Origin of the sequence: Nonomuraea sp. NPDC052265 (assembly GCF_044547985.1) — a bacterium.
Taxonomy (GTDB): Bacteria; Actinomycetota; Actinomycetes; order Streptosporangiales; family Streptosporangiaceae; genus Nonomuraea.
The window spans coordinates 70,580-92,417 of record NZ_JBIUBJ010000016.1 but is presented as its reverse complement, the minus strand read 5'-3'; the positions used below and the strand labels follow the sequence as shown (position 1 = coordinate 92,417).

Below are 21,838 nucleotides of genomic sequence, written 5' to 3'. Positions count from 1 at the left end.
TCATTGACTCATAGGATGATTGGTTTCCCCGGAGGAGGCGGACTGTGAGTCTGCGTACGGCGCAGCGGGCTTCGCTCGTCGACCAGGTGATCGATCAGCTCAAGGAGCAGATCACCTCAGGGTCGTGGCAGATGAACGGCAAGATCCCCACCGAGACGGTGCTCGCCGAACAACTCGGCGTGGGACGCAACACCGTTCGCGAGGCCGTGCGCGCGTTGACGCACGCCGGGCTGCTGGAGTGCCGTCAGGGGGACGGCACCTACGTCCGGGCGACCAGTGAGCTGTCGGGGGCGATGCTGCGCCGGCTGCGCCAGGCCGAGCAGCTGGAGATCCTCGAGGTGCGACGCGCGCTGGAGGTCGAGTCCGCGCGGCTGGCCGCGACCCGCCGCACCGACGAGGACATCCGCCGCATCGAGGCCGCGCTGGCCGAACGTGACCGCGCCTGGGAGCTGGACGACCCCGACTTCTTCGTCGAGGCCGACCTCGCCTTCCACATGGCGGTCGCGCACGCCACCCACAACCTCGTGCTCATCGACCTCTACGAGGACTTCTCGGCGGCTCTGCGGGCCAGCATCACGGCCGCGGGCACGTCGTTCAACAAGAGCTACATCCCGCACGACGCCATCGCCCGTGCCATCGCCGCCGGTGACGCGACCGCGGCCGAGCGGGCCGGGCACGCGTGCATGGAGCACATCCTCATCGCCCTCACCGACTCCTGACCGGCTGTCAGGCGGCGGGGCGCAGCTCGGTCGCATGGTCCTTCGCGAACTCGGTGAAGGACCGGCCCGGGCGGCCCGTCACGTCGGTGAAGGCCGTCGTCGTACGGTCGCCCCAGCCCTCGGCGTACGCCTTGAGGTATTCCTTGGTGACGGCCGCGTCCCACTCGCGCATGCCGGCGTCGAGCATCGAGCGGTAGGCGTCGTCGGGCGCCACGGGGTGGTAGGCGATCGGCGTGCCGTAGACCTCGGTCAGGGCGGCGGCCGCCTCCCCCAGCGAGATGCTGGCCGGGCCCGTGAGCGTGTAGGCGCGGCCCTTGTGGGGCGCCGGGGCGCGCAGCACCGCGGCGGCGAAGTCGCCGATGTCGCGGACGTCGATCAGCCCGATCCTGCCCTGGCCCGTGCCGCCGTAGAGGGTGTCGCCGTTGACCGAGCCCAGCAGGTTCTGCATGAAGAAGGCCGGGCGGATGACGGTCCAGTCGAGGCCCGAGGCGGCCAGCTCGGCGTCCGACAGGGCGTGCAGGCGGCCGTTGCGTGTGGGGGCGTCGTGGGCGGCCCCGATGGCCGACAGGCGCACGACGTGACGCACCCCTGCCTTCCTGGCCGCCCAGAGGGCGTTCATGCTCGCGTGGGGCGCCTGGGGGCCCATGGCGGTCAGCAGCCACAAGGTGTCCACGCCCGCGAAGGCGGCGTCGAGCGTGGCCGGCTCGTCGAGGTCGCCGACGGCCACTTCGACGCCCTCGGGGGCCTTGGCCGCGTCGCGCACCAGGACGCGCACGTCGGTCAGGTCGCCCAGCGACCTCAGCACGGCGCCGGAAACGGTGCCGGTGGCGCCGGTGATCAGGATGGTCATCGCGATGTCCCCTCTTCTGCAGAGATCAACTCGTCGATCAGGTCGAAGAACTTCCGGATGCCGGGACGGGCCGCCAGGAACTGGTCGGCGCGTCCCGGGGACACTCTGAACCTGGTGAGTTCCACCGTCGTCATGCCACGACGATATAGTAAGAATCAGTGACAGTCAAAATTAGTGACTAATTGGAGGGCCGACACGTGCGCAGGAGTCATCGCAAGCAGGACGAACCAGATCTCGGCGTCCTGGCGGGGCGGACGCTCTTCGCCCTGCAGCGCGATCTCTTCGCCAAGCTGGCCGAGCAGGGGCATCCGGGGCTGCGTCCGCGGCACGGAGCGGTGCTGGCGTACCTGGACAAGGAGGGCAGCAGGGCGACCGACCTGGCCGTGCAGTCGGGGCAGCACAAGCAGGTGATCGGCACGCTGGTGGACGAGCTGGTGGCGCTCGGCTACGTGGAACGGCAGCCCGACCCGGCGGACCGGCGGGCCAAACTGATCGTGCCGACGGACAAGGCGCTGGACCACATGACGAAGTCGGACGCCATCATCGCCGAGATGGAGGCCGCGCACGCCCGAGCCGTGGGCGAAGAGGCGTACGCGGAGTTCAAGAGGGTCTTCAAGCTGGTCGCCGAGCGGCAGACGGGCGCGGCGGGGTGACGGCTCAGGTCAGGCGCAACGACATGACCAGGTAGCGGAAGGCGGGCTGGGCGTCGCCCGTGACGTCCTGGATGAGGGCGGGCCTGGTCGGGGACTCCATGTTTATCCTGGCCAGCTCGGTCTCGATGCCGGTCAGGCCGTCGAGCAGGAACTGCGACTGGAAGGCGATCTGGATGTCGTCGCCACGAAGCTCGCACGCGACCACCTCGGCGCCGCGCCCGATGTCGCCGCCGCCCGCCTGGATCAGCACCTGGCCCTGCGAGAACGACAACCGGATCGCGGTGTTGCGCTCGGCCACCAGGGCCACCCGCTTGATCGCGTTGACGAACGGCGTCACCGCGACGTCGGCCCTGATCGACCAGTCGGAGGTCAGCCGGGCCCGGTAGTCGATGAACTGCTCGTCGAGCAGGCGCACGGTGGTGCTGCGGCCGACGCTCTCGAACCCGGCCACGCCGTCGCCCATCGCGACCGACACCTCGCCGCCGCGCAGCGACTTGGCCACCTCGACCAGCACCTTCGCCGGCACCATGGCCGAGACGGCGACGCCCGGCGCGGCCGGACGCCAGGTGAAGTCGTGGGCGGCGATGCGGTAGCGGTCGGTGGCGGCCATCGCCACGGACTCGCCCTCGATGTCGACCCGGATGCCGGTCAGCATCGGCAGCGTGTCGTCGCGGCTGGCCGCGGGCGCTACCTGGCTGACCGCGGAGGCGAACACGCCGCCGCCGACCGCGCCGATGCTCGGGGGCATCGCCGGCAGGGCCGGGAAGTCTTCGACCGGCATCGTGATCAGCCCGAACTCGGCGCTCCCGCAGGTCAGCACGGCCTCGGCGCCCTCGGTGACGAGCTCGACGTCTTCGGCCGGCAGGCTGCGGCTGATCTCGGCGAGCAGCTTGCCGGGGATGAGCACGCTCCCGGGCTCGGCCACGTCGGCGTCGACCAGGGCGCGCGCGGAGACGTCGTAGTCGAAGGCGGACAGGCTCAGCTCGTCGCCCGCCTCCAGCAGCAACCCGGAAAGTACGGGCACCACCGGGCGGCTGGGCAGGACTCTGGCGGCCCATGCCACCGCATCTGCCAGTACATCGCGGTTAACCCGGATCTTCACGAGGATCCACCCTTTCGTCGCACCGTGCCTCTATGAAAATAGCCGCTCCCACCGACAACTCCGGCTGCGCGCGGGCACGGCTGGGCGGCCTGTTAACGATGAGCCTGGTGGGGACGGAAAGGCGTCAGACGCGGCTGTTCAGGTAGGCGAGCACGGCCAGGACGCGGCGGTTGTCGTCGTCGGAGGGGGCCAGGCCGAGCTTGGCGAAGATGCCGGCCGTGTGCTTGGCGACGGCGCTCTCGCTCAGGAAGAGCCGCTGGGAGATCGCGGCGTTGGACCGGCCCTCGGCCATGGCCTCCAGCACCTCGCGCTCGCGGGGCGTGAGCGCGGCCAGCGGCTCGTTCCTGGCGTTGCTGGCCAGCAGCTTGGCGATCACCTCGGGGTCCATCGCGGTGCCGCCCTCGGCCACCCTGCGCACGGCGTCGACGAACTGCTCCGCGTTGAACACCCGGTCCTTCAGCAGGTAGCCGATGCCGCCCGAGCCGTCGGCCAGCAGTTCGCGGGCGTAGAGCTGCTCGACGTGCTGCGACAGGACGAGGACGGGCAGCCCCGGCACCTGCGCGCGGGCGGTCAGCGCGGCCTGAAGGCCCTCGTCGGTGAACGTGGGCGGCAGCCGTACGTCGACGACCGAGACGTCGGGACGCAGCTCCAGCAGGGCCTTCAGTAGCTCGGGGCCGCTCTCGACCGCGGCGACGACCGTGAAGCCGTGCGCCTGCAGCAGGTGGACCAGGCCGTCTCTGAGCAGGTAGAGGTCTTCGGCGACCAGCACCCGCTTCATCAGCAGGACCCCAGACCGCCGCCACGGCCGAGTACGAGGCTTCTGTTGTGGACGAGCCGGATGCGCATGGCCGCAATGTACATGATGGTCCCGAGAGTGACGTTGAACACGATCACGGGCCATTGCAGGGGTTCGGGCAGGTAGAGGGCGAGGAACCAGCTCCGATCGTCGGTGTGGGCCGCCTTGAAGACGGCCGTGACGAGGCCCTGGGGGAACAGCGGGCACCAGGCCGTGGCGTACAGGACGGCTATCGTGGCGGCCTTCTTGGGGGGCAGCTTGGCCTGCTGGGCCTGGTCGGGGAGCACGTGCGGGATGTCCAGGGTGACGACGGTGGGGCCGCCGGGCGGGCTGTGCAGGGCCAGCACGCCGTCGAAGGCGGCCAGGCGGCGTTCGATGCCGGTCAGGCCGCTGCCCTGGGCCGGGTCGGCGCCGCCCATGCCGTCGTCGCGGACGGTGACGCGCAGGGCCGCGCCGTTGACGCTGATGTCGATGGCCGCCGACTCGGCCCCGCTGTGCCGGGCGGCGTTGGCGAGCAGCTCGCTGATCGCGAAGTAGGTCGCCGCCTCCACCGGGGGTTCCAGGCGGTGGGGCAGCTCGACGTCCACGTGGACGCGCAGCGGGCTGTCCATGGCCAGGGCGCGTACGGCGTCGGCCAGGCCGCGCTCGGCCAGCACCGGCGGGTGGATGCCGCGGATGACGGTACGCAGCTCGGTCAGGGTCTCGGCCGAGGCGTCCCTGGTCTTGGCCAGCAGGGCCTTGGCGGCGGCCGGGTTGTCGTCGATGAGCTGCTCGACCGCGCCCAGTGTCATGCCGATGGCCACCAGCCGGGCTTGGGTGCCGTCGTGCAGGTCGCGTTCGATCCTGCGCATCTCGGCGGCCTGGGAGTCGGCGGCGAGGTTGCGTACCTGCCTGAGGTGGGTGATCTGGAAGGCCAGGCGGCTGGCGGAGGTGGCGCCGAGCAGGAGGCGGACCATGAGGGCGTACAGACGCAGGCCACGCGCCGGGAGCAGGACGAACAGCGGCAGCAGGCCGATCTTGACGATCGGGTCGAGCACCAGCCAGAGCGTGTCCCGCCAGGTCGCCGGGTCGGTGAGCAGCCACTTGAACCGGTCGTTCCAGGCCGGCATGCGCGGCGACTTGTACAGCGTCCGGTCGACGCGGTAGAGGCCGTCGGCCATGGGGACCGGCGGCGGTGGCTCGGGGAGGTAGGGCGGCTCGATCTCGACGCCGGTCCACGCGCGCAGCAGACGGCGGTGCTGCTGGGCCGCCCGCCTGACCATCCTGGCCTGCCACGGGAAGAAGAAGACCATCCCCAGCGCGAACGACAAGGTGATCATGGCGCCGGCCACCGGGATCAGCGCCACCTCGACCAGCAGCAGCGCGAACAAGACCGCGACCTGCCCGAACCTCTGAAGCATGCTCCCCAGTCTGCGCCACCATCGCCAGTGGGGACATTGCACCTAGATACACCCTTGCTCGGCATCTACCGAGATTCCGCGGAAAACCCCGGACTTCTAGCGTCGATGCCATGAAGGTGATCGAAGTGCGGAACCTGCGCAAGCAGTATCCGAACCACCTCGCGGTGGACGACGTGTCTTTCGAGGTCGCCGAGGGCGAGATCTTCGGCATCCTCGGCCCCAACGGCGCCGGCAAGACCACGACCGTGGAGTGCGTGGCGGGCATGCGCGCGGTGGACGGCGGCACCGTCCGCGTGGCGGGCCTGGACCCGCGACGCGACCGGGACGAGCTGCGCCAGGTGCTCGGCATGCAACTCCAGAGCGCCGCCCTGCCGGAGAAGATCAAGGTGTGGGAGGCCATGGACCTGTACGCCTCCTTCTATCCCGACCCCGCCGACTGGAACGAACTGCTCGAACACGTCGGACTCGCGGACAAGCGCGACGCCGCGTTCAAGAACCTGTCCGGCGGCCAGCGGCAGCGGCTGTCGGTCGCGCTGGCGCTGGTGGGCCGGCCGCGCGTGGCGGTGCTCGACGAGCTGACCACCGGCCTCGACCCGCAGGCCCGCAGGGACACCTGGGAGCTGATCGAGCAGGTACGCGACTCGGGCGTGACGATCGTGCTGGTCACGCACTTCATGGAGGAGGCCGAGCGGCTCTGCGACCGGCTCGCGCTCATCGACGCGGGCAAGGTGGTGGCCACCGACACGCCCACGGGACTGATCGCCCAGGTGGGGGCCGAGCAGCACGTACGGTTCCGCCCGTCGGGCCCGCTGGACGACGCCGTGCTGCTGGCGCTGCCCGAGGTGCGCGAGGTCGTCAGGCACGGCGGGCAGGTCTCGGTGTCCGGCACCGGCAACCTCGCCCACGTGGTCACGCTGGCCCTGGCCCAGCACCAGATCATCCCCGCCGACCTGCGCATCGAGCAGGCGACCCTGGACGACGCGTTCCTCGCGCTCACCGGAAGGAAGTTGTCATGACGAAGATCCTGCTCATGGAGGCCAAGCTGCACCTGCGCGACTGGCCGTTCATGATCTTCACCATCGGGTTGCCGGTCGGCCTGCTGCTGGTGCTGGGGCTCAGCGTGCCGGACATGACCAAGCCCGACGCCTCCGGGCTGCGGTCGGTGGACGCGCACATGCCGGCCATGATGACCCTGCTCGCGCTGTTGACGCTGGCCTGCAGCGTGCTGCCCACCGTGCTGGCCGGCTACCGGGAGCAGGGCGTGCTCAGGCGCATGTCCACCACGCCGGTGCATCCGGGACGGCTGCTGACCGTCCAGCTCCTGGTCAACCTGACCGTCGGGGCCGTGTCCACGGTCGTGCTGATCGTGGCCGGGATGGCGGCGTTCGGGGCGTCGGCGCCCAGGCAGTGGCTCGGGTTCGTGCTGGTCTTCCTGCTCGGCACGGCCGCGCTGATGGCCATCGGCCTGGTGATCGCGGCGCTGGCGCCCAACGGGAAGGCGGCCTCGGGGATCGGGTCGGCGGTGATGTTCCCGCTGATGTTCGTCGGGGGCATGTGGCTGCCGCGCGAGATGATGCCGGACGCGCTGCGCAAGGTCAGCGACTTCTCCGTGGCCGGGCCCTTCGCCCAGGCGCTCAAGGACACCTGGGCGGGGCAGAGCCCCCAGCTCCTGCACCTGGTGGTGATGGCCGCGGGGCTGGTGGTGTTCGGGGGCCTGGCCGTGCGGCTGTTCCGGTGGGAGTAGGGACGTCAGCGTCGGGCCCAGACCGGGCGGGCGCCGGTGACGTTGGTCATCAGGGAGTAGAGCGAAGAGGAGGCGGCGATGAACAGCCGGTTCCTCTTCGGGCCGCCGAACACCAGGTTCGCCGTGAACTCCGGCAGCTTGAGCCGGCCGATCAGGGTGCCGTCGGGGTCGTGGCAGAGCAGCGCCTTGCCCGCCGCGGCCCAGACGCGACCGGTGTCGTCGAGGCGCAGTCCGTCGAAGTTGTCGGCCTCGGTGCCCTCGGCGAAGACCTCGCCGCCCGACAGTGTGCCGTCCTCGCCGACCTCGAAGACGCGCAGGTGTCTGGCCCGGGTGTCGGCTACGTACAGGAGTTTCTCGTCGAGGGAGAAGGCCAGGCCGTTGGGACGGACGAAGTCGCCGGCCACCCTGCGCACCTCGCCGGTCACCGGGTCGGCGCGGTAGACGTGGCAGCCGTCGATCTCCTGCTCGGCCACGACGCCCTCGTAGTTGCTGGTGATGCCGTACGGGGGGTCGGTGAACCAGACCGAGCCGTCGGAGCGCACGACGGCGTCGTTGGGGCTGTTGAGGCGCTTGCCCCGCCAGCGGTCGGCGATGACGGTGATCGAGCCGTCGTGCTCGGTGCGGGTGACGCGGCGGTTGCCCTGCTCGCAGGAGATCAGCCGGCCCTCCCGGTCGATGGTGTTGCCGTTGGTGTAGCCGGACGGCTGCCGGAACGGGCCGACGGCGCCGGTCGTCTCGTCCCAGCGGAGCATGCGCTCGTTGGGGATGTCGCTCCAGACCAGGAAGCGGCCGGCCGGGAAGTAGACCGGGCCCTCTGCCCATCGGGTGCCCGTGTGGAGGCGTTCGATCCGGTCGTCGCCGCCGATCGCGGCGAAACGCTCGTCGAGGGCTTCGAACTCGGTGGGGATCGTGTCCATGACGCCCACCATACGGCATTCGGTCATCACGATATTTGGCCGTATAGTATTCGGTAATGGACGAGATCGACAGGACATTGGTCGGCCTGCTGCTGGAGGACGCGACGCAGTCGTACGCGGCACTCGGCAAGGCGGTGGGGCTGTCCAGCGGGGCCGCGCACGAACGCGTACGGAAGCTGCGCGAGCGCGGCGTGATCAGGCGGACGACGATCGAGGTGGACCAGGACGCCCTGGGCCGCACGGTGACCGCCTACGTCATGGTGGACGGCGCGACCTGGATGGGCGACAGCGCCGGCCCACTGGCCGCGATCCCCGCCGTTGAGGAGGCCCACGTCATCGCGGGGCCCGCGTCGCTGCTGCTCAAGGTGCGCACGTCCAGCACCAAGGAGCTCCAGGACGTCCTGCGCCAGATCTTCGAGGTGAACGGGGTGACCGGCACCCAGACGGTCGTCGTGCTGGAGACGTTCTTCGAGCGAACCCTCAAGTAAGCTTCAGGTATGATCTCCTGGAACAGCAAAGAACTGACGGTCGGACAACTCGCCGAACGCAGCGGCGTGGCCGTATCAGCGCTGCACTTCTACGAGACCAAGGGCCTCATCGCCAGCCGCCGCACCGCCGGCAACCAGCGCCGCTACCACCGCGACACCCTGCGCAGGGTCGCCTTCATCCGGCTCTCGCAACGGCTCGGCATCCCCCTCGCGACCATCAAGGACGCGCTGTCCGAGCTGCCCGACGGGCGTACCCCCAACCGGGAGGACTGGGCCAGGCTGTCGGCCGCCTGGCGCGGCGAGCTGGACGACCGAATCGAGCAGCTTCAGCGGCTGCGCGACGACCTGACCGACTGCATCGGCTGCGGCTGCCTGTCGCTCGACCGGTGCCCGGTGGCCAACCCCCGCGACCGGCTCGGCGACGAGGGACCGGGCGCCCGTCGCATGGACACCCAGCTCTCCCCGCCCACGTTCTGCTGCGTCACGCCTTCGGCTGCGCAACCGGCGGCACGATGAGCGTGGGCCGGCGGGCGTGGTGCAGCACATGGTTGGACACGCTGCCGAGCAGCACCGACCTGACCCCCGCCAGGCCCCGCGAACCGGTCACGATGAGCGCGGCGTCGACCTCGTCGGCCACGTCGACGATCGTCCTCCAGATGGACTCGTTGTCGGCGACCGCGCGGTAGGTCACCTCGGGCAGCCCGGCGGCGACAGCCAGCTCGGCGCCCTCCTTGGCGTAGTACTCGGCCTGGCCCTGCGCCTCGGTCTCGGTCTCCGGGGAGATCGCCCCCGCCGCCAGCGGGTACTTCCTGAGCTGCACGAGCAGTGGCTCCCACACGGTGACGACGATGGTCGGCTGGGCGGCCAGGTGCTTGGCGGCGAACTCGATGGCGCTGCGCGAGTCTGCCGAGCCGTCGTAGGCGATCAGGATGGTCATGGCGTTCTCCCCTTTGCTTCAGTCATCGGGTAAAGCGCCCTGATGATCGATCGCCATCCCGTCCAAGCTGTCTGGTTTGTCACACCTTGACCGTCGCTTGGGGCTAATGCTGGGCCATGTCCACGAAGCGGCTGTAGTGGCCCTGGAAGGCCACGGTCACCGTGGCGGTGGGGCCGTTTCGGTGCTTGGCCACGATCAGGTCGGCCTCACCGGCCCGGGGGGACTCCCGCTCGTACGCGTCCTCGCGGTGCAACAGGATGACCATGTCGGCGTCCTGCTCGATAGATCCCGATTCGCGAAGGTCGCTGACCGCGGGGCGTTTGTCCGTACGCTGCTCGGGCCCTCGGTTGAGCTGGGAGATGGCGATGACCGGCACCTCAAGCTCCTTGGCCAGCAGCTTGATCGCACGGGAGATCTCCGAGACCTCGTTCTGGCGGCTCTCGGTCTTCTTCGGCGAGCTCATGAGCTGGAGGTAGTCGATGACCACGAACCGCAGGTCGTTGCGTTGTTTGAGCCGCCGGCACTTGGCCCGGATCTCCATCATGGACATGTTGGGAGAGTCGTCGATGAACAGCGGCGCCTCGGCCACCTCGCTCATCCTGCGCGCGAGGCGGGTCCAGTCGTCGTCGCCCATCATGCCCGAGCGCATCGCGTGCAGGGCGACCCTGGCCTCGGCCGACAGCAGACGCATGGTGATCTCGTTGCGGGACATCTCCAGCGAGAAGATGACAGTGGTCATCCCATGCTTGATCGCCGCAGAACGTGCGAAATCCAGACCCAACGTGCTGTTGTGTGTGGGAATGCAGGCCCGGCCCGCCAGGTACATGTGATCCGCGTTGTCGACCTCGACGCAGCGCACCGGACGACTCTCGATCTTCCGCACATCGACGATGTCACGGACCAGAGTCTTGGGATGCGTGGCATCGGCCTGCCTGGCCGCCTTCCTCGGCAGCCGGAAGAGCTTGTCGGAGGTCGTGAAATTGATCATGTAGCAGGTCGAGCTCTCCTCGGACCTGCCTCTGACCGGCTTGGTACGCATGGTTGCCCTGTAGCCGAGGCTCAGCACCAGCTCGTGCACATCGGCGGCGAGTCTGCGGCTGGTGACGGCGAACTGGATCTGCCCCGCGGCGCTGACATGGCCGTCGGAGTCGAGCAGCCCGGCCAGCAGGGCTCGCCGCTGCCTCTCAGAGGCCCGCAGGTAGCTCACCGGGATGTGCTTGTCACCGAGAACGCCCAGAGTACGAAGGAGGCCCTGGACGGTGCCGTGTTCGAGGTGGCATGCCTGACACCGCCGCAGCCCGCTTGAGCGGCCGCCGCAGTCGGGACACGTGGGCGCGGCCACCGGCGCGGAGACCGAACGGGCCTTCGCCCCGCAGCTCCGTCCACAGGTGCGGACCTGCGAGGTCTTGGGGACGAACCCGGCGCCGCACACCACGCACGTACGCCGGGACGACGGCGCCGGCTCCGGAAGGGTCATCTGGTAGGAGATCGACGAGCCCTCTCGGGTGACGCGGACGCCCTCGGCCTCGATGTTCTCGATGATCTCCGGGTCGACGGTCGAGAACCGCGCACCCGCGCTGTGGCCGTCGCCCAGCCACACGCCGAGCACGTACGGGGACAGCGGGAGCTCCCGCTCCTCCAGCGCGAAAGGCGCCGCCACCGCCACCGCGTGGTTGGGCCGCCCGTCGGCCGTCGCGCAGCGAAGGGTGGCCGCGATCTCCTCCGTCGTCACGACATGCCGGTGTTCCGCGGTTGTGACGGCGTTCCTCGGTGTGGTGACCCGCGTGTACAGAGCGCTGTAGAGGTCGGCCGCCCGGTAGGCGGGGGCATGCCAGGAGTAGCTCCTCATGGGGCCGCCGACGGCGGTGGGGACCTTACCCGCAGGGCCCACCTGCCCTTGGCCGGTGTGGAGGAGGTTACGGAACTCCTCCCCCACAGCCTCAAGGGCCTCGCGACGCGTCACCAGCCTGTCCGGATGTTCGGACGCCGCGTCGCGGGCCTCTTCGACCCGCCGGACCGCCGTTGCCGTCCAGTGGAGGGACGGCAGCGTCCTGCCCGCTCTCCTGGCCGCGCGCGTGGACGTACGCCACTGGTGCTGGGCGTCCGCGACGATCACCGTGCCGTCACTGAACTCCACCTCGTAGCACGGCCTGTCGTACATCACGTCGGTCGCCGCGACCACCCGGGTCGGCTTGCCGTCGGCTCCGATCAGCTCATCGCCGACCTCGACCTCCCCCATCGTCGTCCAGCCGGTCGGCGTGGGCAGCGCGGTGTCCAGGGCCAGCGCCTTGCCGATGGCCGGGCGGGCGGCCACGACGATCATCTGGCCCGGGTGGAGGCCGTTGGTGAGCTGGTCGAGGTCCTGGAAGCCGGTCGGGACGCCGACCATCTGGCCGCCGCGGCTGCCGATGGCCTCCAGCTCGTCGAGGGCGCCCGGCATGATGTCGGCCAGCGGCGCGTAGTCTTCCGACGTGCGGCGTTCGGTGACCTTGTAGATCTCCGCCTGGGCGCGGTCGACGAGGTCGTCGACCTCCTCGTTCTGGCCGCCGTAGCCGAAGGAGACGATGCGGGTGCCGGCCTCGATGAGGCGGCGCAGGATCGCCTGCTCGCGCACGATCTTGGCGTAGTAGCCGGCGTTGGCGGCCGTGGGGACGACCGCCGTGAGCGTGTGGAGGTAGGCGGCGCCGCCCACCCGGGCCATCTCGCCGCGCTTCTGCAGCTCGTCGAAGACGGTGACGGCGTCGGCGGGCTCGCCGCGGCCGTAGAGGTCGGTGATGACCTCGTAGACCATCTGGTGGGCGGGCCGGTAGAAGTCGTCGGACCGCAGGATCTCCACGACGTCGGCGATGGCGTCCTTCGACAGCAGCATGCCGCCGAGCACCGACTGCTCCGCGTCGATGTTGTGCGGCGGGGTGCGCTCGAAACCGGGGCCTCCGCCGCCCTCTTCGTCAATGCTCACCGCGCCCCCTCGAACAACCTTGCAGGCGGTCGCACCACCCCCACTTGTAGTCGACCGGTGTGACAGTTTCGCTGGTTCGGCGCGCGAGGGCAACGCGGCCTGTGGACAACGCTGTGGGTGAGCTGTGCACTAGCGCGCCCAGGGTGTGAAAGCTCTGTGGACGAGCCTGGGGATAACTCTTTCGGATATCCACCGATCGACCCCTGACCTGGGCAAACAGTGTCCACCGGCTGTGGAGGAAAGAAAGTTGGCTCGACACGCCGTGTAATGGCCATAATAGACAAATGCCCATTACACCCCGAGACCGGGAGATTCTGCGGCTCGCGCTGCCCGCGTTCGGCGCGCTGGTCGCCGAGCCGCTCTTCCTCCTCGCCGACTACGCCATCGTCGGGCACGGCCTCGGCACCACGGCCGTGGGGGCCCTGGGCGTGGCGGGGGCGGTCCTGGCGACGCTGGTGAACCTCTGCGTCTTCCTGGCGTACGGCACGACGGCGTCCGTGGCGCGGCAGAGCGGCGCCGGCAACCACACGCGGGCCATGCGCAACGGCGTGGACGGCATCTGGCTCGCCCTGTCCATCGGCGTCGTGCTCATCGCCCTGGGCTGGCCGCTCGCGCCGGCCATGGTCGACCTGTTCGGAGCCGGTCCCGACCAGGCCGCGCTGGCCGTGACGTACCTGCGGATCAGCCTGCTCGGCGCGCCCGGCATGCTGGTCGTGCTGGCGGGCACCGGGGTGCTGCGCGGCCTGCAGGACACGGTCACGCCGCTGGTGGTGGCCGTGGGCTCGTTCGCGCTCAACGCGGCGCTGAACGCCTGGTTCGTGCTCGGGCTGCATTGGGGCATCGCCGGGTCGGCCTGGGGCACCACGCTGGCCCAGACGCTGGGAGCCGCCGTCTACCTGGTCGTGGTGGTCAGGGGCGCCCGGCGGCTCGGCACGCCGCTCACGCCCGACCTCGCGGGCGTCCGGCAGGCCGGTACGGCCGGTTTCGCCCTGCTCATCCGTACGGTGTGCCTGCGGATCGTGCTGATCGTGGGCACGGTGGTCGCCACCAGGATGGGCCAGGCCGAACTGGCCGCGTACGCCATCGCCGGCCAGGTGTGGAACCTGACGGCCTTCGCCCTCGACGCGATCGCGATCGCCGGCCAGGCCATCACCGGACGCTCGCTCGGCGCCGGGGACACGGTCGCCGCCAGGGCCGCGACCAGACGGATGATGCAGTGGGGCCTGTGGTCGGGCCTGGCGCTCGGCGTGGCGGTCCTGGCGGCCAGGCCGCTGCTGCCCGGCCTGTTCGGCGCCGACCCGGCCGTGACCGGCGAGCTCCTGGCCGTGTTGTGGCCGGTCGCGCTGTTCCAGCCGATCTGCGGGGTGGTGTTCGTGCTCGACGGCGTGCTGATCGGCGCGGGCGACCAGCGTTACCTGGCCTGGGCCGGGGTGTGGACGACGCTGGCTTACCTGCCCGCGGCGTTCCTGGCCGCCGAGTTCGGCGTGGTCGCGCTCTGGTGCGCGCTCGGGGTGTGGATGATCGCCCGGCTGATCACCCTCACGCGGCGCGCGGCCGGCACGGCATGGCTGGTGACCGGCGCGTAGCCGATCCGACCTGCCGGGTTCCCCCTCCGGACGACTGGGATACGGGCCACCGTAATCGTCTCGTGCTTGCCGTTGTCCAAGTGGTGAGACAGCATGGGCGAGTTCCCTGAGCGGGGTGTTCCGTGTCCACGATTCTGCGACGACTGCCACCGTCAGAGGCGACCGGGTTACGCACCGGCGCCCGCCACAGCCTGTCCGAGGTCTACCGCCCGGCCGACCTCGTGGTGCTCGGGCTCGGAGTGATCATCGGCGCCGGCATCTTCAGCGTCGCCGGCGAGCAGGCCCACACCACGGCCGGGCCCGGCGTGATCCTCTCGTTCATGATCGCCGGCATCGCGTGCCTGCTGGCGTGCCTGTGCTACGCCGAGCTGTCGTCCACGATGCCGACCTCGGGCAGCGCCTACACCTTCACGTACGTCATCTTCGGCGAGGTCTGGGCGTGGATCATCGGCTGGGCGCTGATCCTGGAGCTGCAGTTCGCCGCCGCGGTGGTGGCCAGGGCGTGGGCGTCCATCGCGGTCAAGGCGGTCGCCGACTTCGGCCTACGGGTGCCGCAATCCGTGGACGACGTGCTCGTCCTGGTCATCCTGGTGCTGCTCACGGGCATCGTGGCCCTCGGCGCGCGGGTCGGGCTGCGGGCTCTGTGGATCATGGTGTCGGCCAAGCTGCTGGCCATCGGGGCGGTCATCGTCGTGGGCCTGGCCCACATCGACGTGGCCAACTACGGCGACTTCTACGTCGAGCCCAAGGCCCTGCCCGTACGTCCGCAGACCGTCATGGAGCTCTTCACCGGGCACGGCATGGCCTTCGGCTGGTTCGGCATCTTCGCGGCGGCCTCGGCGATCGCGTTCGCCTACATCGGCTTCGACATCGTCGCGACCTCGGCCGAGGAGAGCGTCAACGCGCCGAAGGCCGTGCCCAAGAGCATGATCCGCAGTCTGGTGATCGCCACGGTCATCTACCTCGCGGTCGCGCTGGTCATGGTGGGCATGGTCTCGTACACGAGGATCAGCGGGAACGCGCCGCTGTCGAGCGCGTTCCGGGCCGTGGGCGTGGACTGGATGGTGCACGTCATCGACGCGGGGGCGGTGCTCGGGCTGACGACCGTGATCCTGGTGCTGATCGTGGGGCAGACACGGGTGCTGTTCTCGATGGCCCGCGACGGACTGATCCCGCGCGGGCTGGCCACGGTCAGCCGCAGGTACCACACGCCGTCGCGGGTGACGCTGGTGATCGGGGTCATCGCGATCGTGCTGGCCGAGTTCGTGCCGGTGCTCACCATGCAGGAGCTGGTGGTGATCGGGACGCTGTTCGCGTTCCTGTTCGTGGCGGCGGGGGTGATCGTGATGCGGCGGCGCATGCCGCACCTGGAGCGCGGCTTCCGCGTGCCGCTCTCGCCGCTGCTGCCCGCGCTCTCGCTGGTCGCCACGCTCTGGCTGATGCTCAACCTGCGCGTGCTCACCTGGGCGTGGTTCGTCCTGTGGATGGCCTTCGGGCTGCTGGTCTATTTGCTGTACGGCCGCCGCCACAGCCTGCTCGCCGCCCCGCGCGACGCCCCGGCCGAACCCGGCCGGGGCCGCCACCGCCGCTAGAACCGTCCGGATTCGAGCACGCTGCGCAGGAACTCCCTGGTCCGGGGCTGCTCCGGCGAGGCGAAGATCTTCTCCGGCGGGCCCTTCTCCACCAGCACCCCGCCGTCGAGGAAGCACACGGTGTCGGAGATGTCGCGGCAGAAGCTCATCTCGTGGGTCGTGAGGATCATGGTCATCCCCGACTCCTTGAGCTCCCTGACGATGCCCAGCACCTCCACCACCAGCTCGGGGTCGAGCGCCGAGGTGACCTCGTCGAGCAGCATCAGCCTGGGCTGCATGGCCAGCGCCCTGATGACCGCCACCCGCTGCTGCTGACCGCCCGAGAGCTGGTCGGGGTACGCGCCGGCCTTGGCCGCCAGCCCGAACCTGGCCAGCAGCTCACGCGCCTCCTCCTCGGCCTGCTTCCTGGGCGTCTTGAGCACCTGACGGGGCGCGAGCGTGACGTTGTCGAGCACGCTCATGTGCGGGAACAGGTTGAACGCCTGGAACACGATGCCGAGCCGCTTGCGCACGTCGTCGACATCCACGCGGGGATCGGTGATCTCCTGGCCGTCGAGGTGGATGGCGCCGTCGTCCACGGTCTCCAGCAGGTTCACGCAGCGCAGGAGGGTGGACTTGCCCGAACCGGACGCGCCGATCAGGCTGACGACCTCGTGCGGGCGCACCTCCAGGTCGATGCCGCGCAGCACGCTGTGACCGTGGAAGTTCTTCCACACCCCTTCGATGGTCAGCAGGCTCATGCGCCACGCCTCCTGCGCGTACGGGCGGCCAGGTGGTCGGTGAGCCTGGCCATCGGGATCGTGAGCAGGATGAACAGCAGCGAGGCCACCAGGTAGGGGGTGTAGTTGAACTTGCTGGAGGCGATGATCTGGGCCTGCCTGAGCGCCTCCAGCGGCCCGATGGTGGCCACCAGCGCGGTGTCCTTCTGCAGCGAGACGAAGTCGTTGAGCAGCGGCGGCACGACCCGGCGGGTGGCCTGCGGGAGCACGACGAACCGCATGGTCTTGACGTGGCTCAGGCCCAGCGAGCGGGCGGCCGCGACCTGGCTCGGGTGCACCGACTCGATGCCGGAGCGGAACACCTCGGCCACGTACGCGCCGTACGACAGCGTCAGCCCGATCACGCCCAGCGTGGCCAGGTCCGTGGGGATGCCCTGCAACCGCAGCGCCGGCAGCCCGAACCCGACGAGGTAGATGACCAGGATCGTCGGCACGCCGCGGAAGACGTCGGTGTAGAGCGTGGCCAGGGCCCTGATCGGGAAGAACGCGGGCGCGGTGATGCCCCTGGCCAGCGCCACCAGCAGCCCGACGATCAGGATCAGCGGCTCGGCGATCAGGAACATCTTGATGTTGAGCAGGAACCCGTCCAGCACGTGGGGCAGCGCCTTGACGAACCACTCGGGCGCGAAGAACGCCTCCTGGACCCGGGGCCAGCCGGGCGAGTTCGTGACCAGGACGCCGGCCAGGACGATGAAGACGATCGTCGAGGCCGTGGCGATCGAGCCCGAGCGGCGCGCCCGCGACCTGCGGACGCGCTCGCGCTCAAGCTGCCGCTGCGAGGGGACGTGCTCGCCCACGGGCTTGTCTGTCGGGCTCACGACAACTCGGGCGCGCCGGCCGCCGAGCCCAGCCACTCCTGCTCGATCTTCGCCAGATCGCCCCTCGACTTCAGGGAGTCGACGGCCTTGTCCAGGCAGGGCTTGAGCGCGCTGCCCTTCTCCGTGACCAGCCCGAACTCCTCCGGCGTGCCGCCGGTCGAGCTGAACTGACCGACGATCTTGGAGTTCTCCACCTGGGCGGACGTCACGTAGAACGCGGTGGGCACGTCGACGACGATCGCGTCCACCTGCTTGTTCTTCAGCGCGTTCACGGCGTCGACCTGGTCGTTGTACACGTTGGGCTCGGCGGACGGCTTGATGACCTCCTTGACGCCGGCCAGCGACGTGGTGCCCACCTGGACGCCGAACTTGGCGTCCTTGAGCTCGGCCACGCTCTTGGCCTCGGCGAACTTGCTGCCCTTGATCGCCACGACGGCCTGCTTGACCGTGTAGTAGCCCTTGCTGAAGTCGACCGCCTTGGCGCGGTCGGGGTTGATCGAGACCTGGTTGACGTCGAAGTCGAACTGCTTGGCCCCCGGCGCGAACGCGGAGTCGAACTTGACCGTGCTCCACTGCACCTCGGTCCGGTCGAAGCCGAGCTCACCGGCCACCGCGAACGCCACCGCGCTCTCGAACCCCTGGCCGTTGCTCGGGTCGTCGTCCTTGAACCACGGCTCGTAGGCCGGCTTGTCGGTGCCGATGGTCAGCTTGCCGCCGTTGACGAGCTTGAGCTGGTCCTTGGTGCACGTGTCGGCCGCCGCGGAGCCGGTCGCCGTGGCCGCGGGGGCCGGTTGGTCCGCCGGGGCACATGCGACGGCCCCTACCGCTAGCACACCGATCGCGAGCAGCATCGAGGAACGGGCCATGGCAGAGCCTCCAGGGGGAAACACACACAAAGAACGCAGGCATTCTACGCGGCCACCGCGGGAACCAAGTGCGCAGGTCACCACGGCAGCCGGTCACGCGTGGGCGCGCGTCACGGCGGCCCGCCGGTGAAGGGTCAGCGGCCGTTCCCCTGGAAGGCCCTCAGTCGGAGTACGGCGGGTGGCCGAACCAGGCGCAGCCGTAAGGACCGGAAGGGGGACACCGGCCACGGACGGCGGGCACGGGCACGCGAAAAGCCCCCCTCCTTGCGGAGAGGGGCCTGATCAGCGCTCGTCAGCCGGCCACGACGTCGACGTCGACGGACGCCGACACCTCGGGGTGGAGCTTGACGGTGATCTTGTGCGACCCGACGCTCTTGATCGGGTTGCGGATCTCGATGCGACGGCGGTCGAGGATCGGGCCACCGGCCGCCTTGACGGCGTCGGCGATGTCGCCCGTGGTGATCGAGCCGAACAGCCGGCCCGAGTCGCCCGCGCGGGTGGACAGCCGCACGCGCAGGGCGCCGAGCTGGCCGGCGACCTCCTTGGCGGTGCCGATGTCGCGGATCTCGCGAGCGTCGCGAGCCTTCTTGATGGTCTCGATCTGGCGCTCGGCGCCACGCGTCCAGCGCATGGCGTAGCCGCGCGGGATGAGGTAGTTACGGCCGTAGCCGTCCTTGACCTCGACGACGTCGCCAGGGGCGCCGAGGCCGGAGACCTCGTTGGTGAGGATGAGCTTCATGTCGACAGACCTCCTTAGCGCGCGGTGCTCGTGTAAGGCAGCAGAGCCACCTCACGGGCGTTCTTGATCGCGGTCGCCACGTCGCGCTGGTGCTGGGTGCAGTTGCCCGTCACCCGGCGCGCACGGATCTTGCCGCGGTCGGAGATGAACTTCCGCAGCAGCGCCGTGTCCTTGTAGTCGACGTATGAGATCTTGTCGTGGCAGAACAGGCAAACCTTCTTCTTGGGCTTGCGCAGTGCCGGCTTAGCCATCGTGGTGCTCCTCTCAGAGCCCCGCCTTTCGGGCGGGAATGGACTCGGGCTTGTGGACAGGTGTTAGAAAGGCGGTTCGTCGCTGAAGTCGTTGCCGCCGCCGAAGCCGCCGCCCTGGTTGCCGCCGCCGCCGAAGCCGCCGCCGCCGCCACCGCCACCGCCACCGCCCTGGAAGCCGCCGCCCTGGGGCGGGGCGGGCGAGGCAGAGGCCCACGGGTCGTCGGCCGGGCCGCCGCCGAAGCCGCCGCCACCGCCGCCACCCTGGCGGGTGGTGCGGTTGACCTTGGCCGTGGCGTTGCGCAGGGACGGGCCGACCTCGTCGACCTCGACCTCATAGACCGTGCGCTTCTCGCCTTCCTTGGTCTCGTAAGACCGTTGCTTGAGCCGCCCCTGCACGATGACCCGCATGCCGCGCTGGAGGCTCTCGGCGGCGTTCTCCGCCGCCTGCCGCCACACGTTGCAGGTCAGGAAGAGGCTTTCGCCATCCTTCCACTCGTTGGTCTGGCGATCCATGAACCGCGGAGTGGACGCGATGCGGAATCGAGCCACCGCTTGACCCGTCGGGGTGAAGCGCAGCTCCGGGTCGTCGACAAGGTTGCCGACGATGGTGATTACGGTGTCGCCTGCTGCCATGGCTAGCGCTCGCCTTCCTGCACGCCTTCGCTTGGGTTTTGGCTCAGAGTACGGGTGCTCTCCGACAAAAAGCCGGTGGTCGTCAACAAGAAACCCGCTCGTCGGCCCGCTCCCGGAGGGGCGGCCCGCTTCGCGGCCTTCCTGCTGCTAGTGCACGTCCGGGCGCAGGACCTTGGTGCGCAGAATGCCCTCGTTGAGGTTCATCTGCCGGTCGAGCTCCTTGACCGTCGCGGGCTCCGCGGACAGGTCGATGACGGCGTAGATGCCTTCCGACTTCTTGTCGATGTCGTAGGCGAGGCGGCGACGGCCCCAGACGTCGACCTTCTCCACGGTGCCGCCGTCGTTGCGGACCACGGTGAGGAACTGGTCGAGGGACGGCGCGACAGTGCGCTCATCGAGCGAAGGGTCCAGAATGACCATTACTTCGTAACGACGCATGCGGGACTCCAACCTCCTCTGGACTCTTGCGGTCACGACACTCTGCCGTGACAGGAGGACGCTGACGTCAGACCGCGGCGCCCCATTTCGGCGCCCCGGGTCGATGGGTCACCCATCACAACGCAGCGCTGCCCAGGTTACCAGCCACGAGTAGGTGGGAAGGCATGTAAGAAAGCAAGGGGGTGGTGGCTGTGCCACATGTGCTTCATCCCTCCGAAAGGGAGCGGTTCAGGCTCACGCTCAACACCGACGGACGCTCTCACCCGGTGGAGAACGGCCTGGCGGTCGCGACACTGGCGTGCGGTCTCGTGGCGTTCGTCGCCGCGTTCTTCCCCGCCGCCCACATGATCTCGTCCTGGATCGGCACGCTCGGTTTCGGGACCGGTCTCTACTCGCAGTACATCTCGGTGACCACGCCTCAGCGCTCGGTCAACATCGTCGGTCTCGTGGCCTCGTTCGTGGGTGCCGTGCTCGGCATCGCCCACGGCGGCTTCCTGCCGCATCCCTGACGAACCCCCGCACGGCGAACGGCCCCGGTGACGCCGGGGCCGTCGTGTATGTGCGACTCACCTGCCGATGTGCAGGTCGATGCCGAGCAGGACCAGGAACCAGAGGAACACCGCGAGCAGAGCCTCGGCGACGTCCCGGAGGAGGCCCGGGGTGATGTAGTCGTAGACCCAGGCGACGTAGAGTCCGACGATGACATAGACCAATAAGATCAGCGCCCGCAGCCGCCAGCGTGTCATATGCGTTCTCCTCGGGGGTAGGGGGTGCCCGGGCGTCTTCCCTGGGGCGGTCCCGCCAAACGGATAAGCTCCTTGACATGGTGCGTATCGGAGCTCACGTCGACCAGGACGACCCCGCCGCCCACGCCGAACGGGTCGGCGCGGAGATCGTGCAGTTCTTCCTCGGCGATCCCCAGGGCTATGCCAAGCCGGTGCTGCCGGACAAGCCGATCGAGGGCGTCGACGTCTACATCCACGCGCCCTATCTGATCAACGTCGCCACGACGAACAACCGCATCAGGATCCCCAGCCGCAAGCTGCTCGAACAACATCTGAAGGCGGCCGCGGGGCTCGGCGCCAAGGGCCTGGTCGTGCACGGCGGCCACGTCAACAAGAGCGACGACCCGCAGGTGGGCTTCGACAACTGGCGCAAGGTGTTCGAGCGCATGGAGTGCCCGATCCCCGTCCTCATCGAGAACACCGCGGGCGGCGGCAACGCCATGGCCCGCAAGCTGGAGCGCATCGCCCGCCTGTGGGACGCGCTCGACGGCTTCGACGTGGGCTTCTGCCTCGACACCTGTCACGCGCACGCGGGCGGCGAGGAACTGGTCGACCTGGTCGAGCGGGTCAGGGCGATCACCGGCCGGATCGACCTCGTCCACTGCAACGACTCGCGCGACGACTTCGACTCCGGCGCCGACCGGCACGCCAACCTGGGCCAGGGGAAGATCGACCCCGAGCTGATCCTGGCGGTCTGCCGCGCGGCCGGCGCCCCGGTCGTGGTGGAGACGCCGGGCGAGGGCCAGGCCGACGACATCGCGTTCCTGCGCAAGAACCTCTGAACCG

Annotated in this window: 26 protein-coding genes; 10 read left to right on the top strand and 16 right to left on the bottom strand. The window is 69.6% G+C overall.

Translation table 11 applies throughout. From position 1 onward, the window contains the following. Positions 1–44: 44 nt before the first annotated feature. Positions 45–719 carry a FadR/GntR family transcriptional regulator gene (locus ACIHAD_RS35425; protein WP_352318450.1) on the top strand — a complete coding sequence of 225 codons (675 nt, stop codon included), beginning with the start codon at positions 45–47 and terminating at the stop codon, positions 717–719. A gap of 7 nt (positions 720–726) precedes the next feature. On the opposite strand, the gene ACIHAD_RS35420 is transcribed toward ACIHAD_RS35425, so the two are convergent. Together ACIHAD_RS35420 and ACIHAD_RS35415 are read right to left on the bottom strand one after the other, a co-directional pair. Further along, positions 727–1,569: an SDR family oxidoreductase gene (locus ACIHAD_RS35420; protein ID WP_397359083.1), complete on the bottom strand. Its 843-nt coding sequence runs from the start codon at positions 1,567–1,569 to the stop codon at positions 727–729. Beyond that, positions 1,566–1,703, bottom strand: a complete 138-nt coding sequence (locus ACIHAD_RS35415) for a hypothetical protein (protein WP_397359082.1) — start codon at positions 1,701–1,703, stop codon at positions 1,566–1,568. The genes ACIHAD_RS35420 and ACIHAD_RS35415 overlap by 4 nt, the downstream gene beginning before the upstream one ends. Before the next feature lie 63 nt (positions 1,704–1,766). On the opposite strand from ACIHAD_RS35415, the gene ACIHAD_RS35410 reads away from it, so the two are divergent. Further along, complete coding sequence (locus ACIHAD_RS35410) at positions 1,767–2,222, top strand: MarR family winged helix-turn-helix transcriptional regulator (protein WP_397359081.1); 456 nt, start codon at positions 1,767–1,769, stop codon at positions 2,220–2,222. 4 nt (positions 2,223–2,226) lie between these two features. Here the strand turns inward: ACIHAD_RS35410 and dnaN are convergent, their stop codons facing one another. From dnaN to ACIHAD_RS35395, 3 genes are all read right to left on the bottom strand, one after another. Next, entirely contained in the window at positions 2,227–3,324 is a 1,098-nt protein-coding gene (dnaN, locus tag ACIHAD_RS35405) for a DNA polymerase III subunit beta (protein ID WP_397359080.1), read from the bottom strand. A gap of 124 nt (positions 3,325–3,448) precedes the next feature. Then, entirely contained in the window at positions 3,449–4,102 is a 654-nt protein-coding gene (locus ACIHAD_RS35400; RefSeq protein ID WP_397359079.1) for a LuxR C-terminal-related transcriptional regulator, read from the bottom strand. After that, complete coding sequence (locus ACIHAD_RS35395; RefSeq protein ID WP_397359078.1) at positions 4,102–5,520, bottom strand: sensor histidine kinase; 1,419 nt, start codon at positions 5,518–5,520, stop codon at positions 4,102–4,104. Before ACIHAD_RS35395 ends, ACIHAD_RS35400 begins: the two co-directional genes overlap by 1 nt. A gap of 110 nt (positions 5,521–5,630) precedes the next feature. On the opposite strand from ACIHAD_RS35395, the gene ACIHAD_RS35390 reads away from it, so the two are divergent. After that, positions 5,631–6,536 carry an ABC transporter ATP-binding protein gene (locus ACIHAD_RS35390; RefSeq protein WP_397359077.1) on the top strand — a complete coding sequence of 302 codons (906 nt, stop codon included), beginning with the start codon at positions 5,631–5,633 and terminating at the stop codon, positions 6,534–6,536. Next, the gene (locus ACIHAD_RS35385; RefSeq protein WP_397359076.1) at positions 6,533–7,264 is read left to right on the top strand and encodes an ABC transporter permease; all 732 of its coding nucleotides are present in this window, start codon (positions 6,533–6,535) and stop codon (positions 7,262–7,264) included. The genes ACIHAD_RS35390 and ACIHAD_RS35385 overlap by 4 nt, the downstream gene beginning before the upstream one ends. A 5-nt stretch (positions 7,265–7,269) precedes the next feature. Here ACIHAD_RS35385 and ACIHAD_RS35380 read toward each other — a convergent pair whose 3' ends face one another. Further along, complete coding sequence (locus ACIHAD_RS35380) at positions 7,270–8,181, bottom strand: SMP-30/gluconolactonase/LRE family protein (protein ID WP_397359075.1); 912 nt, start codon at positions 8,179–8,181, stop codon at positions 7,270–7,272. Positions 8,182–8,237: 56 nt separating this feature from the next. Here ACIHAD_RS35380 and ACIHAD_RS35375 point away from each other — a divergent pair, with 56 nt between their 5' ends. Next, complete coding sequence (locus tag ACIHAD_RS35375) at positions 8,238–8,669, top strand: Lrp/AsnC family transcriptional regulator (RefSeq protein ID WP_397359074.1); 432 nt, start codon at positions 8,238–8,240, stop codon at positions 8,667–8,669. A gap of 9 nt (positions 8,670–8,678) precedes the next feature. Then, complete coding sequence (soxR, locus tag ACIHAD_RS35370) at positions 8,679–9,185, top strand: redox-sensitive transcriptional activator SoxR (protein WP_397359073.1); 507 nt, start codon at positions 8,679–8,681, stop codon at positions 9,183–9,185. Here soxR and ACIHAD_RS35365 read toward each other — a convergent pair. After that, positions 9,151–9,606 (bottom strand): universal stress protein, encoded by a 456-nt coding sequence (locus ACIHAD_RS35365; protein WP_397359072.1) that lies wholly within the window; start codon positions 9,604–9,606, stop codon positions 9,151–9,153. The genes soxR and ACIHAD_RS35365 overlap by 35 nt on opposite strands. Before the next feature lie 103 nt (positions 9,607–9,709). Continuing rightward, the gene (gene dnaB, locus ACIHAD_RS35360; RefSeq protein WP_397359071.1) at positions 9,710–12,565 is read right to left on the bottom strand and encodes a replicative DNA helicase; all 2,856 of its coding nucleotides are present in this window, start codon (positions 12,563–12,565) and stop codon (positions 9,710–9,712) included. Between the two features lie 284 nt (positions 12,566–12,849). Between dnaB and ACIHAD_RS35355 the strand changes: the two genes are divergently transcribed. Then, positions 12,850–14,151: an MATE family efflux transporter gene (locus tag ACIHAD_RS35355; RefSeq protein WP_397359070.1), complete on the top strand. Its 1,302-nt coding sequence runs from the start codon at positions 12,850–12,852 to the stop codon at positions 14,149–14,151. A 122-nt stretch (positions 14,152–14,273) separates the two neighbouring features. After that, entirely contained in the window at positions 14,274–15,743 is a 1,470-nt protein-coding gene (locus ACIHAD_RS35350; protein WP_397359069.1) for an APC family permease, read from the top strand. Here ACIHAD_RS35350 and ACIHAD_RS35345 read toward each other — a convergent pair. The 7 genes from ACIHAD_RS35345 to rpsF form a co-directional block, all read right to left on the bottom strand. Then, positions 15,740–16,483 carry an amino acid ABC transporter ATP-binding protein gene (locus tag ACIHAD_RS35345; RefSeq protein WP_397359068.1) on the bottom strand — a complete coding sequence of 248 codons (744 nt, stop codon included), beginning with the start codon at positions 16,481–16,483 and terminating at the stop codon, positions 15,740–15,742. The two genes, ACIHAD_RS35350 and ACIHAD_RS35345, sit on opposite strands and share 4 nt — an antisense overlap. Continuing rightward, entirely contained in the window at positions 16,480–17,340 is an 861-nt protein-coding gene (locus ACIHAD_RS35340; RefSeq protein WP_397359067.1) for an amino acid ABC transporter permease, read from the bottom strand. Before ACIHAD_RS35340 ends, ACIHAD_RS35345 begins: the two co-directional genes overlap by 4 nt. Continuing rightward, positions 17,337–18,206, bottom strand: a complete 870-nt coding sequence (locus tag ACIHAD_RS35335; RefSeq protein ID WP_397359066.1) for an ABC transporter substrate-binding protein — start codon at positions 18,204–18,206, stop codon at positions 17,337–17,339. Before ACIHAD_RS35335 ends, ACIHAD_RS35340 begins: the two co-directional genes overlap by 4 nt. A gap of 292 nt (positions 18,207–18,498) precedes the next feature. Next, positions 18,499–18,945: a 50S ribosomal protein L9 gene (gene rplI / locus ACIHAD_RS35330; RefSeq protein ID WP_397359065.1), complete on the bottom strand. Its 447-nt coding sequence runs from the start codon at positions 18,943–18,945 to the stop codon at positions 18,499–18,501. Positions 18,946–18,959: 14 nt separating this feature from the next. Continuing rightward, a complete protein-coding gene (gene rpsR / locus ACIHAD_RS35325; RefSeq protein ID WP_020543048.1) occupies positions 18,960–19,196 on the bottom strand; it encodes a 30S ribosomal protein S18 in 237 nt (78 codons plus the stop codon). A gap of 63 nt (positions 19,197–19,259) precedes the next feature. Further along, complete coding sequence (locus ACIHAD_RS35320) at positions 19,260–19,829, bottom strand: single-stranded DNA-binding protein (protein ID WP_397359064.1); 570 nt, start codon at positions 19,827–19,829, stop codon at positions 19,260–19,262. Between the two features lie 147 nt (positions 19,830–19,976). Continuing rightward, the gene (rpsF, locus tag ACIHAD_RS35315; RefSeq protein ID WP_026214314.1) at positions 19,977–20,267 is read right to left on the bottom strand and encodes a 30S ribosomal protein S6; all 291 of its coding nucleotides are present in this window, start codon (positions 20,265–20,267) and stop codon (positions 19,977–19,979) included. A 191-nt stretch (positions 20,268–20,458) separates the two neighbouring features. Between rpsF and ACIHAD_RS35310 the strand changes: the two genes are divergently transcribed. Then, complete coding sequence (locus tag ACIHAD_RS35310) at positions 20,459–20,776, top strand: hypothetical protein (protein WP_397359063.1); 318 nt, start codon at positions 20,459–20,461, stop codon at positions 20,774–20,776. 57 nt (positions 20,777–20,833) lie between these two features. Here ACIHAD_RS35310 and ACIHAD_RS35305 read toward each other — a convergent pair whose 3' ends face one another. Continuing rightward, positions 20,834–21,013 (bottom strand): hypothetical protein, encoded by a 180-nt coding sequence (locus tag ACIHAD_RS35305; protein WP_397359062.1) that lies wholly within the window; start codon positions 21,011–21,013, stop codon positions 20,834–20,836. A gap of 77 nt (positions 21,014–21,090) precedes the next feature. Here ACIHAD_RS35305 and ACIHAD_RS35300 point away from each other — a divergent pair, with 77 nt between their 5' ends. Further along, positions 21,091–21,834, top strand: coding sequence for a deoxyribonuclease IV (locus tag ACIHAD_RS35300; RefSeq protein WP_397359061.1), 744 nt, complete (start codon positions 21,091–21,093; stop codon positions 21,832–21,834). Positions 21,835–21,838 lie beyond the last annotated feature (4 nt).